The organism is Wolbachia endosymbiont (group A) of Gymnosoma rotundatum (assembly GCF_947250765.1).
Classification (GTDB): domain Bacteria; phylum Pseudomonadota; class Alphaproteobacteria; order Rickettsiales; family Anaplasmataceae; genus Wolbachia; species Wolbachia pipientis.
Genome location: NZ_OX366347.1, coordinates 410,326 through 427,934 on the forward strand (window position 1 = coordinate 410,326; position 17,609 = coordinate 427,934).

The window sequence follows — 17,609 nt, forward strand, 5'->3', positions numbered from 1 at the left end:
GATACCGTGAAGCGTAAAGATAAGGATGAATTTATACAGAGCACAATAAACGTATTTGTAAATAATGATTTCTTGATATTAGTAAATTTTAAATCTATAAATGCTAATGATTCATTAACTCTGAGGAATAGTCTGAAGTCTATAGCAGGTGGGGTATTAGTAGTTAAAAACACTCTAGCGCGCTTGGCTTTGGAAAGGACTGGTAAATTCTCTTATTTATCAGGCAAATTTTCCGGTCCTGTTGCTATTATATACTCTAGTGGCATAGTAGAAGCTGCAAAATTAATAGTTGATTTTACTAATGCTAACAAAGAAAAAATGTCTGTGATTTGCGCAGCTCATTTAAATGAATTGTTAACAGTGGAAGATGTTAATAAACTGGCTAAGTTGCCTTCTCTGGATGAATTGCGTGTTAAAATTATGCGTTTAATATCTTATGATATTCCTGCTCGGTTAGCGTTGTCTATTAATTCATCTTCTATGAGGCTTATGAGAGTTTTGGATTATTATAGTTCTAAAAAATAAATTTGTTGTTAAGTAAGGTGGTAATTATGAGTAATGTAACAAGTGATTTGGTTGATAAAATATTATCTTTAAACCTATTAGAGGCTTCTGAACTTGTAAAAGTTTTAGAAGAGAAAATAGGGTTGCCTGCTGGTTCTTTTCTTGGTGGAGCTGTTGGTGCTGGGGCGCCTATTGGTGATAATGCTGCTGCTCCTGCTGCTCAAGAAAAAGCTGAGTATAAAGTTGTGATTAAAGAAATTGATGCGAGTAAAAAAATAGGAGTTATTAAAGCTGTGAGAGAGGTTAATTCTACATTGGGTTTAAAAGAAGCAAAAGAGTTGGTTGAATCTTTACCTAAAGATTTGACTGCTAATGTTCCTAAAGACGAAGCAGAAAAAATCAAGCAAAAACTTATTGAAGCAGGAGCAACTAAAGTGGAGCTTGAATAATATTTAATGTATTAATTTTATATTGATATAGCTCTTTTAATTAGTTTGGGGTATTTTAATGGTTGATTCTTCTTATATGTACGCTTCTGGTGCTTTTGTTCCTAGAGTTTCTTATTCTAGGTCGATTGATTTAAAAGATTCTTTATTGGATTTGGTTAAGGTTCAAAAAGAATCATATGATTCTTTTACTCCTAAGAATAAGGGTAATGAAAGACTTGAAGTTATCTTTCATACAATCTTTCCAATAAATGATCCTTTGCGTAGGGCTACTATTGAGTTTATAAGTTGTAGGGTAGATGATCCTAAGTATGATGAATCTGAGTGTATAAAGCGTGGTGTAACTTTTTCTGCTCAGGTTATTGCTTCTATACGTCTTGTTGTTATGCAGGATGGTATTTCTCTTGATGAATATAAATCGATTAAAGAGAGTGGAGATCATTCTAAACTTGCAACCGTTGTAAAATCTATAGAAGAGCAGAAAGTCCACTTTTGTGGGTTGCCTATGATGACTGATAAGGGCACTTTCATCATTAATGGTGTGGAAAAAGTTATCGTCTCACAAATGCATAGGTCTCCTGGTGTATTTTTTGATAGCGATAAGGGAAAAACTTACAATTCTGGTAAATTGATCTATTCTGCTAGAATTATTCCTTATAGGGGTTCTTGGCTTGATATTGAATTTGATGTTAAAGACCATTTGTATTTTCGTGTTGATAGAAAAAGAAAATTGCCAATTTCAGTTTTATTAAAGGCGTTGGGTCTATCAAATAATGATATACTCGATAGATTTTATGAGAAAATAAAGTATGTAAAACATAAAGATGGTTGGAAAGTGCCTTTTGTTCCTGATAAATTTAAAGGAGTGAGGCTGCCTTTCGACTTAATGGATATTGAAGGTAATGTGCTGCTTAAAGCTAACGTTCGTATTACCTCAAGACTAGCTAAAAAGCTATATGATAATGAATTGAAAGAGTATCTGGTTCCTTTTAATTCTATATGTGATTTATTCCTCGCAGAAGATTTAATGGATAGTGCTAGCTCTACGAAAATTTTATCTGCTGGTGAATCTATAAAGCTGGAAGACATAAAGAAGCTTGAGTTATTATCTGTAGATGAAATATCAGTGTTGAACATAGATAATTTGTTTGTTGGACCTTATATATTAAATACGCTTTTCTTAGATGAAAACATGTCTTATCAGGATGCACTATATGAAATATATAGAGTTTTGCGTCCTGGTGAAGTTCCTGTTTTAGAGATAGTAGAAGAGTTTTTCCGTAATCTTTTCTTCAGTCCGGAATATTATGATTTGTCTAACATTGGTAGGTTGAAGCTTAACTCTTATCTTGGATTAAATTATGATGAGGATTTAACTGTTTTAACGCATGAAGATATTATTGAAATTGTGAAAAAAATAGTATTGTTACGTGACGGTCAAGGATCTGTAGATGATATTGATCATTTAGGAAACAGAAGAGTAAGATCAGTTGGAGAGTTTATAGAAAATCAATTTAGAACTGGGTTGTTGAAATTGGAACGCGCAATAGTTGATTCTATGTCCACTTCTAGTTTAGATAAAGTTTCTCCATCTGATTTTATTAATCCAAAAGTGTTAACTAATGTTTTAAGAGATTTCTTCAATTCTTCTCAATTATCTCAATTTATGGATCAGACTAATCCGTTATCTGAAATAACACATAAAAGAAGGTTATCCGCGTTAGGTCCTGGCGGTTTAACAAGAGAACGGGCAGGATTTGAGGTGCGTGATGTTCATCCAACTCATTATGGAAGAATTTGCCCTATTGAGACTCCTGAAGGGCAAAATATAGGGTTAATCAACAGCTTAGCTATATACGCGCGTATTAATAAATATGGTTTCATTGAAAGCCCTTATAGAAAAGTAGTCAATAGGGTTGTTACTGATCAAATTGAGTATCTTTCTGCTATAGACGAAGGCTCACATCATATAGCTGACACTAGCGTAAAGCTTGATGAAAATAATTGCTTTGTTGATGACATGCTATACTGTAGATATGCTGGTAGCTTCGTCATGGTAAGTAGCGACCAAGTTAGTTACATTGACGTATCTCCTAAGCAGGTAATATCAGTTGCAGCTTCCTTGATTCCATTTTTAGAAAATGATGATGCTAATAGAGCATTAATGGGCTCAAATATGCAACGTCAGGCCGTACCTTTATTGAAGCCTACCGCTCCTCTGGTTGCTACTGGTATGGAGTCTTTTGTAGCTTCTGGCTCTGGTGCTGTAGTTTTAGCAAAACGCGATGGCATAGTTGATAGTTCTGATAGTAACTCTATAGTTATACGTGCTTTTGATAAAGAAAGGGTTAACTACTTGGACGTAGATATTTATCATCTAAGGAAATTTCAGCGTTCTAACCATAATACTTGTATTAATCAAAGACCGCTAGTGTGCGTAGGTGATTATGTTAAAAAGGGTGATGTAATAGCTGATGGTCCTGCAATTAACAGTGGTGAGTTGGCGCTTGGTAAAAATTTGCTAGTCGCTTTTATGTCTTGGCAAGGTTATAATTTTGAAGACTCTATTATTATTTCTAGTGAAGTTGTTAAAAAAGATCTCTTTACTTCTATTCATATAGAAGAATTTGACTGTGTTGTACATGATACCCCTTTAGGATCAGAAAAAATAACTCGTGCTATACCTGGTGTTAATGAAGAAAATCTATATCACTTGGATGATAGTGGTATAGTGAAAATTGGTACAAGAGTTGGTCCAGGCTATATTCTGGTAGGTAAAGTTACACCTAAACCTTCTCTTTCATTGCCTCCTGAAACGAAGTTATTAATGACAATTTTTGGTGAAAAGTCATTCGATTGTGCGGATTCCTCTTTATATACATCTCCAGATGTTGAAGGGACAGTAATTGATGTACAAGTCTTTACACGCAGGGGGGTTGAAGAAAATGAAAGGGCATTACTCATCAAACAAAAAGAGATAAATGACTTTGAGGAAGAGCGAGATTATATAATCAATGTTACTAGTGAATATTTCTATGATGAACTGAAGAAACTTCTTATTAATTCTGGTTCTCAAGATCGAGAAAAATTTGACTCTATTGAACGTGAGCAATGGTGGGGTATAGGATTAAAAAACCAATCCATTTCTGAGCAAGTTAAGAGCTTAAAAAAAGATTTTGATGAAAAAGTATCACATGCAATAGCACAGTTTAAGCGAAAAGTAGAAAAATTACATGAAGGTTATGACCTGCCTCAAGGTGTGTCGATGTCAGTAAAAGTTTTCATTGCTGTGAAACATAGTCTGCAACCAGGGGATAAAATGGCTGGTAGACATGGAAATAAAGGTGTGATTTCTCGAGTTGTGCCAGTGGAAGATATGCCTTATTTGGAAGATGGTACTCCTGTTGATATTATTCTTAACCCTCTTGGTGTTCCTTCACGAATGAATGTAGGGCAAATACTGGAAACGCATGTAGGTTGGGCTTGTAGAAAATTAGGGGAAAAGGTAAGTAATATTCTCGATGAGATCAATAAGATCAAAAGTGCTTTTTGCAAGGGAATTAGGTCCCTTAACGATGATAATTTTACACAATTTGCAGTAGCATACCTTGATAATAAAAAAATTGAAAATATTGATGATGATGAAATAGCGGCTTCTGTTTTAAATACACCTAATAAGAATGCACTAAATGACGAGTTGAATGAGTTAGTAGAGAACTATTTGAACTCTTGTAAAAGTTCATACAGCAATTTACGTAACTTCCTGATTGAGGTTTATAGCTATGGCAGTAACGTATCTATCTGTAATGATATTCGTAATATTAGTGATAATAATCTCATTGAATTTGCACGCAAATTACGTGATGGCGTTCCTGTTGCTGCACCTGTATTTGAGGGTCCAAAAGATGAACAAATAGCAAAATTATTTGAACTTGCTGGTTTAGATAACTCTGGACAAGCTGTATTATATGACGGTTGCAGTGGTGAAAAATTCGACCGCAAGGTTACAGTTGGTTACATGTACATGCTTAAGTTGCACCACTTGGTTGATGGTAAAATTCATGCGCGTTCAGTAGGGCCTTATAGTTTGGTTACTCAACAACCTCTTGGAGGAAAATCTCATTTTGGTGGTCAGCGTTTTGGTGAAATGGAATGTTGGGCATTACAAGCCTATGGTGCTGCTTATACTTTGCAGGAAATGTTAACTGTGAAGTCTGATGATATTAATGGTAGAGTTAAGATTTATGAATCGATAATAAAAGGTGACAGTAATTTTGAATGTGGAATTCCTGAATCCTTTAATGTGATGATAAAAGAACTACGTTCTTTATGTTTAAATGTAGATTTAAAGCAAAATGATGTAGTGATTGAAGATATATCTCACACTAACATTGCACAACCTTTTAATGAGGTTAGCATATCGATTGCTAGCCCTGAAAGTATTAAGCGTATATCTTGTGGTGAGATAGAAGATGTTTCAACTGCAAATTATCGTACGTTCAAAGTTGAGAAAGGTGGATTATTTTGCCCTAAGGTTTTTGGCCCTGTCAATGACGATGAATGTTTATGTGGAAAATACAAAAAAAGAAGACACAGAGGTCGCATATGCGAAAAATGCGGAGTAGAAGTTACATCTTCTAAAGTAAGAAGAGAAAGGATGGGTCATATAGAGCTTGCATCTCCTGTTGCTCATATATGGTTTTTGAAATCGCTTCCTTCAAGAATTGGAGCATTATTGGATATGTCTCTCAGAGATATTGAGAATATTTTATATAGCGATAATTATATCGTAATAGATCCTCTTGTTTCGCCTTTTGAAAAAGGTGAGATTATTAGTGAAAAAGCTTATAATGAAGCTAAAGATAGCTATGGGATCGATAGTTTTGTAGCTATGCAAGGTGTTGAAGCTATAAGAGAGTTGCTAACGCGCCTTGATTTACATGAAATTAGGAAGGATTTAAGACTAGAATTAGAATCTGTTGCTTCTGAGATAAGAAGAAAGAAAATTATAAAGAGATTGCGTATTGTTGAAAACTTCATTAAATCTGGAAATAGGCCTGAGTGGATGATACTTACAACTATACCTATTTTACCACCTGATTTGCGTCCTTTGGTATCGCTTGAGAGTGGTCGTCCTGCAGTTTCTGATCTGAATCATCATTATAGGACTATTATTAATAGAAATAACAGGTTGAGAAAATTGTTGAGCTTAAATCCTCCTGAGATTATGATTCGTAATGAAAAAAGGATGTTACAAGAAGCAGTTGATTCTCTTTTTGATAATAGTCGTCGTAATACTTTGGTAAATAAAGCTGGTGCTGTTGGATATAAAAAGTCCATTAGTGATATGTTAAAAGGAAAACAGGGTCGTTTTCGCCAGAACCTCTTAGGAAAAAGGGTAGACTACTCTGGACGTTCTGTAATAGTTGTTGGTCCAACTTTGAAACTAAATCAGTGTGGATTACCAAAAAGAATGGCTCTTGAACTATTCAAACCTTTTGTTTACTCAAAGCTTAAGATGTATGGTATGGCTCCAACTATTAAGTTTGCTAGTAAGTTGATAAGAGCAGAAAAACCAGAAGTTTGGGATATGCTTGAAGAGGTAATAAAAGAGCATCCTGTTTTGTTGAATAGAGCGCCTACGCTACATAGACTTGGTATTCAGGCTTTTGAGCCAATCCTTATTGAAGGCAAAGCAATACAGCTTCATCCGCTTGTCTGTACGGCGTTTAATGCTGATTTTGATGGTGATCAAATGGCAGTGCATGTGCCAATTTCATTGGAAGCTCAGCTTGAAGCTAGGGTGTTGATGATGTCCACTAATAACGTTTTAAGTCCTTCTAATGGCAGACCGATTATAGTTCCTAGTAAAGATATAGTACTTGGTATATATTATCTGACTTTACAAGAACCTAAGGAAGATAATTTACCATCTTTTGGTGCTTTTTGTGAAGTTGAGCATTCCTTGAGTGATGGTACTTTACATATTCATTCTAGTATAAAGTATAGGATGGAGTATATTAATAGCAGCGGTGAAACTCACTATAAAACTGTTTGTACAACTCCTGGCCGTTTAATATTATGGCAAATTTTTCCTAAGCATGAGAATCTAGGCTTCGATCTAATAAATCAGATATTAACAGTCAAGGAAATAACTTGTATAGTTGATTTGGTATATCGTAACTGTGGTCAAAGTGCTACAGTGGCATTTTCTGATAAATTAATGGTACTTGGCTTTGAGTATGCCACATTTTCTGGTGTCTCTTTTGGTCGTTGTGATATGGTTATACCTGAAACTAAAGCTACACATGTTGATCACGCGAGGGGTGAAATTAAGAAATTCTCTATGCAATATCAAGATGGGCTAATAACTAGAAGTGAGAGGTATAACAAGGTTATAGATGAATGGTCTAAGTGTACGGATATGATAGCTAATGATATGTTAAAAGCAATATCTATATATGATGGAAATAGTAAGTACAACTCAGTGTATATGATGGTTAACTCTGGTGCAAGGGGTTCTACTTCACAGATGAAACAGCTAGCAGGAATGCGAGGGCTCATGACCAAATCTTCTGGTGAGATTATAGAAACACCTATAATTTCTAATTTCCGTGAAGGATTGAACGTATTTGAATACTTTAATTCTACTCACGGTGCGCGTAAAGGTTTAGCTGACACTGCACTTAAAACTGCAAACTCTGGATACTTAACTCGTCGTTTAGTTGATGTATCTCAAAATTGCATAGTTACAAAGCATGACTGTAAAACAAAAAATGGTCTTGTTGTGAGAGCTACAGTTGAAGGAAGTACTATAGTTGCATCTCTAGAGAGTGTTGTGCTGGGTAGAACAGCTGCAAATGATATATATAACCCAGTGACAAAAGAATTATTAGTAAAAGCAGGGGAATTAATTGATGAGGATAAAGTAAAGCAAATCAGCATTGCAGGTCTTGATGTTGTAAAAATTAGATCGCCTTTAACTTGTGAAATAAGTCCTGGTGTATGTTCTTTATGTTATGGAAGAGACCTTGCAACTGGTAAAATTGTTTCAATAGGTGAAGCAGTTGGTGTTATAGCTGCTCAATCTGTTGGAGAGCCAGGTACTCAGTTAACGATGCGTACTTTTCATATAGGTGGAGTAATGACTAGAGGCGTTGAATCCTCGAATATTATAGCTTCTATTAATGCTAAAATAAAGTTAAACAATAGTAATATAATTATAGATAGAAACGGAAATAAAATTGTGATAAGCCGTTCCTGTGAAGTCGTGTTGATTGATAGCCTTGGTAGTGAGAAGTTGAAGCACAGTGTACCTTACGGCGCTAAGCTTTATGTAGATGAGAGTGGGTCAGTAAAAATTGGCGATAAAGTTGCGGAATGGGATCCTTATACATTGCCTATTATCACGGAGAAGACTGGTACAGTGTCTTATCAGGACTTAAAAGATGGAATTTCGATCACTGAAGTGATGGATGAATCTACAGGAATATCAAGCAAAGTAGTAAAAGACTGGAAATTGCATTCTGGTGGAGCTAATTTACGTCCTCGTATTGTGCTGCTTGACGATAATGGTAAAGTAATGACACTCGCAAGTGGCGTTGAAGCATGTTATTTTATACCAATCGGTGCAGTGCTCAATGTACAAGATGGCCAGAAGGTTCATGCAGGTGATGTTATTACAAGAACACCAAGAGAGTCAGTTAAAACTCGTGATATTACTGGTGGTTTACCGAGGGTTATAGAGTTATTTGAAGCACGTCGTCCTAAAGAGCATGCTATTGTTAGTGAGATAGATGGCTATGTAGCATTTTCTGAAAAAGACCGTAGAGGAAAACGCAGTATATTAATTAAACCTGTAGATGAACAAATTTCTCCAGTTGAATATTTGGTATCAAGAAGTAAGCATGTAATAGTCAATGAAGGTGATTTTGTACGTAAAGGTGATCTATTGATGGATGGTGACCCTGATCTCCATGATATTTTACGTGTGCTTGGGTTAGAAGCTTTAGCGCACTATATGATTTCTGAAATACAGCAAGTTTATAGATTGCAGGGTGTTCGTATAGACAATAAGCATTTAGAGGTGATCTTAAAACAAATGCTACAAAAAGTGGAAATTACTGATCCTGGTGATACTATGTACTTGGTTGGCGAAAGCATTGACAAGCTGGAAGTTGATAGGGAAAATGATGCTATGAGTAACTCTGGCAAACGGCCTACTCATTATCTTCCTATTCTGCAGGGGATTACTAGGGCAAGTCTTGAAACTAGCTCCTTTATTTCTGCTGCCTCTTTCCAAGAGACAACAAAAGTACTTACAGAAGCAGCATTCTGCGGGAAGAGTGATCCTTTAAGTGGATTAAAAGAAAATGTTATAGTAGGAAGATTAATTCCTGCTGGTACAGGTTTGATTATGAATAAGATCAGAGCACTTTCACTTTGTGATAATGTGGATAAATATGAAAAATATTTTGATATTGAAACTTATGACGAGGAATGGTTGATGGATAATGGTTGTCATTTACACTCTGGTGAGGAAGAGAGCGTAGTGGCATACGATCAGTCGAATTGAGTACAGCTAGTGTGTCTCTTGACCAAAAAAGCCAATAATATTTTCTTTCACTTCTGTGCTATCTGTCATGTTATTTACTCTCACACGAAATTCAGATGAGCCTTGAAGCCCGCTACTGTACCAACCTATGTGTTTGCGGGCCATCTTTATTCCTGTGTCATTTCCATAGTACTCAAGAATATTGTCGTAATGCTCGAGTATGATGCTTAATCTCTCTGAAGCTGTTGGCTCAGAAGTTTCACTTCCACTGAGAAAGTTCATTGCTTGATTAATCAGCCAAGGTTTACCGTAGGCACCACGACCTATCATCACTCCGTCTGCTCCAGATTCTTTGAGAGCATTCTGAATATCATTTAAATTTTTAATATCACCATTTACTATAACTGGAATTTTCACTTGCTCTTTAACATTTCTAACGAATTTCCAATCTGCTTGACCATTATAAAGCTGCGCTCTTGTTCTTCCATGCACAGTGATCATTTTTGCTCCTAAGTCTTCGGCAATTTTCGCAAGTCTCGGGGCATTGCGATTTTCATCGTTCCATCCAGTGCGCATTTTCACCGTAACTGGCATATTCACTGCTTTGACCACAGCTTCAATTATCTCAGCGGCTTTTTTCTCATCACGCATTAGCGCTGATCCTGCATAACCGTTTACAACTTTCTTAACAGGGCAACCAAAATTTATATCTATAATTTTAGCTCCCATATCCTCATTCAATTTTGCAGCTTCTGCCATAACATTCGGTTCGCATCCAGCAAGCTGAACAGCAGTTAATGCATCGACTTTTGCTTTTTGCAAACTCTGGCGAGTTTGCATAATCATAGCTCTGCTTGCAATCATCTCTGAAACTAACAAACTTGCACCAAGTTTCTTCACAATACTTCTAAACGGATAATCAGTCACTCCAGACATTGGAGCTAAAATAACTGGAGAATCAATTGTCAAATTTCCTATTTGGAGGGGCATAAGGTCAATGGTAATTTTTCATTGATTACATAATGCAACACAAACTTGCATTCTCCCTTGAAATAGAAGACTGAGATGTTTTCGTCCTTGGCGGACGCTTACGATTTCTTAGATCTTCCTTACATTTCTCATCTTCCATAAGCGCTCTTGTAAATTCTTCTCTTTTCTCATTCAAATCAAATTTATATTCTGATAACTTTTTGTCAATTTCGTCAAATGATTTGTCTTCGTTAAGCATTTGTGTAATTTTATGAGCATTTTCTAACGCAAATATTCCACAGTTATACCCGTCACTTTGCTGCTTAGTTGGGGAAATTCTTATGTCTAATACCCATTCCTCTTTTTGCAGTTCTCTTTTAACAATATTTAGCACATTATCTGGCAATTGATTACCAAATGAGTCACAGTAATAAGCTCTAAATTTTTTATCACCTGCATCAGGTTTAATAACCAAAGTTACCCAATGATTATTGTTAATATGAAGAACCGAAGTAAATATCAATTTAGAATTTTGTTTGAATTCACCTCTATAATTCTGAAGAAATTCTTTTGTGAGTTCGTCCCAACCATTAGAATAGCTAGGGGCAAGAAAATAGACATTATTATTACTATATTCACTTTGTGAGTACCCATATACAACTCTTGCAATATGTGTAATGTCATTATCATCTAACCAGTAACTATAGTTTTTTCTGTTTGTCTGATGCACAAGAGTGTCCAAATCTTCGTGAAACTCTTTACCACCCAAACCACTATCCAAAGAGCTTCTACGACTACTGTTCCTTGAATTGGGTTCACTTCCTGGTACAATACCACTATCTCCATCTTGAGTTTTTTGCTCACCTTGACTTGCTCTTTTTCCATTAATATAGTTCTTCGCTAATTTGTATGCTGTTGTAAGAACTACTCCCATTATAATCCAAATCACAGGATGAGAAATTAGCATAGCAAGTGGAAAGGTCAATAGAGGGGATCCTATTACCGCCCCTAAACAGCCAGCAGCGAATGTGGCTGCTAGGCATACACAAGTAGCGTAGATAACGAATTCCTCACCAGCAAAGTCAGTGCTCTCTTTCTGATTATTTTTTGTAATACCCAACATACTACACCCTATGAACGCTAAGTTAATTAAATTTTAACAAATTCTAACAAAAAAATCAACTATAATAATTTTAGTAGTATGAGAATATATTGAATATTAAGAGCTTTTGGAGTACAGTAACAATGTTAGTAATAGCACAATATATGCACGATATAGAATATATACGCAAAAACCCTGAAGGATTTGAAAAGGCAATGAAAAGCAGGGGAATTAGAGAATCTACTGCGGAAGAGATATTAGAAATCGATCACGAGAAAAGATCATTAACCACTAAACTGCAGGATTTGAATAGGCAGCGCAATGAAATCACAGAGGAAATAAAAAAGCTTAAAATGAGCAAGAGCCCCTGTGAAGAGCAAATAGAGTTGTCAAAAAGCATCACAAATGAGATAGAGGCAATCAGCTTAAAAGAACAAGCAGAAAAGGATAAGTTAGTGAATGTTTTATCTAACTTGCCGAATATTCCTGCGCAAGATGTGCCAATAGGCGCAGATGAGAACTCTAATTTAGAGGTGAGAAGATATGGAGGAAAAAGACAGTTTGATTTTGTACCAGAATCTCATTATGAACTCGGAGAAAAATTAGGTTTAATAGACTTCGAACAAGCGGCGAGAATTTCCGGATCAAGATTTACGATATTAAAAGGACAGTTAGCTAAGCTTGGACGAGCGCTAATAAATTTTATGCTTGAAATGCATGTTAATGAATTTGGCTATACTGAGGTGTACCACCCGACTTTGGTGAAAAACGAGGCTATGTATAATGTTGGTCAGCTACCGAAATTTTCTGACGATTCGTATTTAACTACCGACGAATTGAGGTTGATTCCCACAAGTGAAGTGTTTTTAACAAATTTAGTTGCTGACAAAATAATGGAAGAAAAAGAACTGCCTATTCGCTTTACTGCATATTCGGAGTGCTTTCGTAAAGAAGCAGGTAGTGCAGGTCGCGATACCAGGGGCATGATAAGGCAACACCAATTTGGTAAAGTGGAGTTGGTAAGCATCACAACTGAAGACCAATCAAATGATGAGCTTGAGCGTATGACGAGTGTTGCTGAAGAGATATTAAAAAAATTAGAATTGCCATACAGAGTAATGCTGCTTTGCAGTGGTGATATGGGTTTTGCTGCACAAAGGACTTATGACATAGAGGTATGGTTACCTGGGCAAAATAAATATAGAGAAATATCAAGCTGCTCAAATTGTGGTGCATTTCAAGCAAGAAGGATGAACGCTAAATACTCTTCAGAAACTGATAAAAAGATGAAAAAATATATTCACACTTTAAACGGCTCAGCTTTAGCTATAGGAAGAACGATTATTGCCATAATGGAGAATTATCAAAATTCTGACGGGTCGATTGCAATACCAAACGTGTTGCAAAAATACATGAGTAATGATACTGTTATAAGCAAATAATAATTTTGACATATAGAAAAGCGAGGAAATAAAGATGAAGGTTCTGGTTATAGGTTCTGGTGGGCGTGAGCACGCTCTACTTTGGGCTCTAAAAAAATCTCCTATCTTGACTGAGTTATATGTAACTCCTGGTCGCCAGGCCATGGAAAATTTGGGAGTTCTTGTGGATGTAAATATTCAAAATTCAGTGGATGTTACACAATTTTGCAAGAGAGAAAATATAGAGTTGGTTGTTATTGGTCCAGAACAACCAATAATTGATGGGCTTGCTGATGATTTAGTTGCAGAGGGAATAAATGTTTTTGCTCCAAGTCAAGCAACTGCAAAACTTGAGGGATCGAAGTCTTTCACCAAGGGACTATGTAAACGATATGGTATACCAACTGCCAAGTACGAGTGTTTTGTTGATGAAGGGTTAGCTAAAGATTTTGTACGTAGCAATAAAATAAAGTTTCCACTTGTAGTGAAAGCAAATGGAATTGCAGCAGGAAAAGGGGTGGTTATATGTAATACAGAAAGCGAAGCTTTTTCAGCAATAAATTCAATGCTAGTGGAGAAAAAATTTGGTGAATCAGGTGAAGAAATAATCATAGAAGAGTTTTTAGTTGGAGAAGAAGTAAGTTTTTTTGCTCTTATTGATGGGTTGAAAGTAGTAACTCTTGGGTGTGCAAAAGATTATAAGAGAGTTGATGAAAGTAATGAAAGCCAAAATACTGGAGGTATGGGGTCGTACTCATCACCTTCAATTATAAGTAAGGACATGGAGCAAAAAATTATCCAAAAAATAATATACCCTACAGCTCAAGCATTGGTTAACATGGGTACGTCTTATAAAGGAGTACTCTTTGCTGGTTTAATGATTTGCAAAGATAGCCCAAAACTTCTCGAGTATAACGTTAGATTCGGTGATCCAGAAACGCAATCTATATTACCTAGATTTGATTCAAATTGCGATTTGTTAAAATTGATGTTGTCAGTTGCAGAAGGAAAGTTAAATGTCAAAATGGTGGAACTTAACAACAAATCTACAGTTTGTGTAGTTGTTGCAAGTAAAGGCTATCCGGGTGATTATCAAAAGGGAGAAGTAATTAAAGGATTAGATAAGATTGAAAGCATTCCTGGTGTGTTGGTGTTTCATGCTGGTACTAAATTCGATGAAAGTGGTAACTTAGTTTCCGATGGCGGAAGAGTGCTAAATATAGTAGCAGAAGGGAGCACTATAGAGGAAGCCAAAAGTAAAGTGTACTCAGCATTAAATTTTTTAGAATGGCCAGGGGGCTTCTTCAGATACGATATCGGTAGTTAATGTTAGCTGTCGGTTAGCAGGTGGTTCACAGAAACGAAAAACTTCCTTGACAAACTCCGCCAGCGCCCTTATCATGATAGTGAAGCTATTGTATTTGCTTTCGCCAATCTGCAGATTAAAAGGTAAGGATTACTTAATGTATCGGCGTCTTATGTTCAATTTTTTGCAGTATATAGATACTGTATGTCTTTACAAAACTTCATCTACATCTAGATTTTTATCTAAATAAGCTGAACGCGCTTATAAAGCGTTACAAGACATCAAAAAATGCCAATACTCGACAGAGATAGTAAAAGACTAGCTAACTCGGGGATTCTTTGTCTTTTTTTCTGCTTGGTAAATTTCTTAAACATTTGCAGCATAGGTTAGTTGCAATTAAAAGCAGCTAAATCTTGCTTGTCAAGCGTTTAAAACATAAAAAACGCCAATATTTTAAAGCAGATAATAACCCCAGGGCTTCTTTTGCCTTTTTTTTCATTTGGTAAATTTCTTAAATATTTATGGCTAAACGACAATCGTCATCCCGCAGCGGGATCTAGAGATACCGCGGCGGTATGACGTAGGGAAACCTTTCTTGGGTTAGCTATAAAACTAATCAGCATCTTGTTTAGCACATATAAATTAAGTTTCATAAATATAGTGTTAAACCTTGAAAATATGTTATAGCTACTTCTTCCAATTTAGTGGTGGGTTTTAACAGTACACATGTCGCTTTACTATCTACCAACTCAATCACCATAGAAGCTACAGTCATTACTTTGCATCCACTTATATTCCGTACTTTAACATTTGTTCTACTTTCTATAGGAAGCTTTACCCCCCCTACATCATTACGTACAGCAGTATGATTTATTTCATTTTTAGTTCCACTACTATGCTGCAACAAGATATCCCCATTAACTTTTATTTCAACATTTTTGTCACTACTACCATTGTTAAAATTTAATCCCTCATCTCTTCTACTTTGTCTTTTTTCTTTTAATTTTAATTCAGTTTCTCTTTCATCAAGTACGGAAACGGTAGGAAATGGGATGTGAGTTTTTTCCTGACCATCTTGATTTATAGCTCTTGTTGTATTAAAAGCTTCGTTGCTTTTACATGATATTGTATAAGTAAGTGGTGTGTAGATTTTTTCTTCACTATCTGGATATTTTATAGTTATTGTTGCATTAAGAATGTCTTTCAGAATATCGTTTTCTCTAGCTATGTCTAAAATTTTTTGAATAACTTTGCGATCATGTAATGCGGCAAGTAACTTATCAGTTACTTTTTGATTATTTTTATGTTTTATGGTTATTGTTGTGTTAAGAATGTCTTTCAGAATACCGTTTTCTTTAGCTACTCTTAACATTTTCTCAACAGCTATACTATCTTTACGTAGTATAGCATAAGCAAGTGGTGTGCAAGTTTCTTCCTGACCATCTGGATATTTTATAGTTGTTGTTGCGTCAAGAATGTCTTTCAGAATACCGTTTTCTTTAGCTACTCTTAACATTTTCTCAACAGCCATACTATCTTTACGTAGTATAGCATAAGCAAGTGGTGTAACAGTTACTCTCCGACCATCTAGACATTTTATAGTTATTGTTGCGTTAAGAATATCTTTCAGAATACTGTTCTCCTTAGAGATTTTTAAAATTTCTTCAATAGCTATACTATTTTCACGCAGTATAGCATAAGCAAGTAGTGTGTAAGTTACTTCCCGGCTATCTGAATGTTTTATAGTTGTTGTTGCGTCAAGAATGTCTTTCAGAATATCGTTTTCTTTAGCTACTCTTAACATTTTCTCAACAGCTATACTATCTTTACGTAGTATAGCATAAGTAAGCGGTGCGCAAGTTTCTTCATGACCATCTGGACATTTTATAGTTGTTGTTGCATCAAGAATATCTTTCAGAATACCGTTTTCTTTAGAGACTTTTAAAATTTCTTCAATAGTTTTGCTATTTTTACATGATATGGCGTAAGTAAGCGGTATGTAAATTTCTTCATGACCATCTAGATATTTTATAGTTGTTGTTGCGTCAAGAATGTCTTTCAGAATATCGTTTTTTTTAGAGACTTTTAAAATTTCTTCAATAGTTTTGCTATTTTTACATGATATGGCGTAAGTAAGCGGTGTGTAAATTTCTTCTTGACCATCTAGATATTTTATAGTTGTTGTTGCGTCAAGAATATCTTTCAGAATACTGTTCTCTTCAGCTGCTACTAGAATTTCTTTAATAATTTTGCTATCCTTCCGGAACATAGCAAAAGCAAGTGGTGTGTAAGTCACTTCCCGGCTATCTAAATGTTTTATAGTTGTTGTTGCGTCAAGAATATCTCTCAGAATACCTTTTTCTTTAGCTACTCTTAACACTTTTTCAACAGCTATACTATCTTTACGTAGTATAGCATAAGCAAGTGGTGTATAAGCCACTTCCCGGTCTAGATATTTCATAATTGTTGTTGTGTTAAGAATATCTTTCAGAAGAGTACTGTTCCCTTTAGCTGCTACTAGAATTTCTTTAATAGCTTTGCTATCCTTCCAGAACATAGCATAAGTAAGTGGTGTGTAAGTCATTTTCTGGCTATCTGGATATTTTATAGTTGCTGTTGTGTTAAGAATATCTTTCTCCTTAGAGACTTTTAAAATTTCTTCAATAGCTATACTATCTCCACATAGTATAGCACAAGCAAGTGGTGTGACAGTTGCTCTCCGACCATCTAGATATTTTATAGTTGTTGTTGCGTCAAGAATATCTTTCAGAATACCGTTCTCCTTAGAGACTTTTAAAATTTCTTTAATAGCTTTGCTATTTTTACATAATATGGCATAAGTAAGCGGTGTGTAAATTAATGAATCATCACTAATTATTTTTGCACTAAGAACACTCTTTAAAAGGTTGCTCAATTTAGCTTGTTGCAAAATATCCTTTACAGCTTGACTATTCTCGCAAAATATAGCATGAGTAAGTAGTGTAAAAGTTGATTCTTTACCCTGATGTTTGCTTACTTCCGTAGTAAGAATCCTTTGTTTTTCCTTTTTAGATATTTTTTCTAGTTCTTCAGCAATGCTACTTTTTTTGCCTTTTATTTTTGATGCTAATTTCAAAATACTTTTTTCATCTTTCTCTTTCAATTTCGAATCATTTGCCTGATAAGTTATTTTTCTTCCCAAGATCTTTCTTAAACTAAACATAATATTTCCTCTCTTCTTTTTAAAGTTATAGTATTCGCTTTTATAAGTCAGTTGTGTTGACAATGTATTAATTGCATAGCTCAGACATTGTTTTATAAAGTAAAA

At 35.3% G+C, this 17,609-nt stretch carries 8 protein-coding genes; 5 read left to right on the top strand and 3 right to left on the bottom strand.

Going from position 1 to position 17,609, the window contains the following annotated elements; genetic code table 11:
* The first annotated feature begins 6 nt into the window (after positions 1–6).
* From rplJ to OOK97_RS02085, 3 genes are read left to right on the top strand one after another with little or no spacing between them, the layout of a single operon-like run.
* On the top strand, positions 7–525 hold the full coding sequence (gene rplJ / locus OOK97_RS02075) for a 50S ribosomal protein L10 (protein ID WP_006279539.1): 519 nt from the start codon (positions 7–9) through the stop codon (positions 523–525).
* A 26-nt stretch (positions 526–551) separates the two neighbouring features.
* A complete protein-coding gene (rplL, locus tag OOK97_RS02080; protein WP_007551887.1) occupies positions 552–953 on the top strand; it encodes a 50S ribosomal protein L7/L12 in 402 nt (133 codons plus the stop codon).
* Between the two features lie 58 nt (positions 954–1,011).
* Positions 1,012–9,525: a DNA-directed RNA polymerase subunit beta/beta' gene (locus OOK97_RS02085; RefSeq protein WP_264705517.1), complete on the top strand. Its 8,514-nt coding sequence runs from the start codon at positions 1,012–1,014 to the stop codon at positions 9,523–9,525.
* Between the two features lie 6 nt (positions 9,526–9,531).
* Here the strand turns inward: OOK97_RS02085 and dusB are convergent, their stop codons facing one another.
* A complete protein-coding gene (gene dusB / locus OOK97_RS02090) occupies positions 9,532–10,494 on the bottom strand; it encodes a tRNA dihydrouridine synthase DusB (protein WP_264339239.1) in 963 nt (320 codons plus the stop codon).
* A gap of 25 nt (positions 10,495–10,519) precedes the next feature.
* Positions 10,520–11,596 (bottom strand): C48 family peptidase, encoded by a 1,077-nt coding sequence (locus OOK97_RS02095; protein WP_264705518.1) that lies wholly within the window; start codon positions 11,594–11,596, stop codon positions 10,520–10,522.
* Positions 11,597–11,739: 143 nt separating this feature from the next.
* On the opposite strand from OOK97_RS02095, the gene serS reads away from it, so the two are divergent.
* Both serS and purD read left to right on the top strand, forming a co-directional pair.
* Positions 11,740–13,017 carry a serine--tRNA ligase gene (gene serS / locus OOK97_RS02100; RefSeq protein WP_264705649.1) on the top strand — a complete coding sequence of 426 codons (1,278 nt, stop codon included), beginning with the start codon at positions 11,740–11,742 and terminating at the stop codon, positions 13,015–13,017.
* Between the two features lie 34 nt (positions 13,018–13,051).
* Positions 13,052–14,323: a phosphoribosylamine--glycine ligase gene (purD, locus tag OOK97_RS02105; protein ID WP_264705519.1), complete on the top strand. Its 1,272-nt coding sequence runs from the start codon at positions 13,052–13,054 to the stop codon at positions 14,321–14,323.
* 628 nt (positions 14,324–14,951) lie between these two features.
* Here purD and OOK97_RS02110 read toward each other — a convergent pair.
* Positions 14,952–17,504: a WD_0033/WD_0034 family tandem repeat-containing protein gene (locus OOK97_RS02110; protein WP_264705520.1), complete on the bottom strand. Its 2,553-nt coding sequence runs from the start codon at positions 17,502–17,504 to the stop codon at positions 14,952–14,954.
* Between the last annotated feature and the right edge of the window lie 105 nt (positions 17,505–17,609).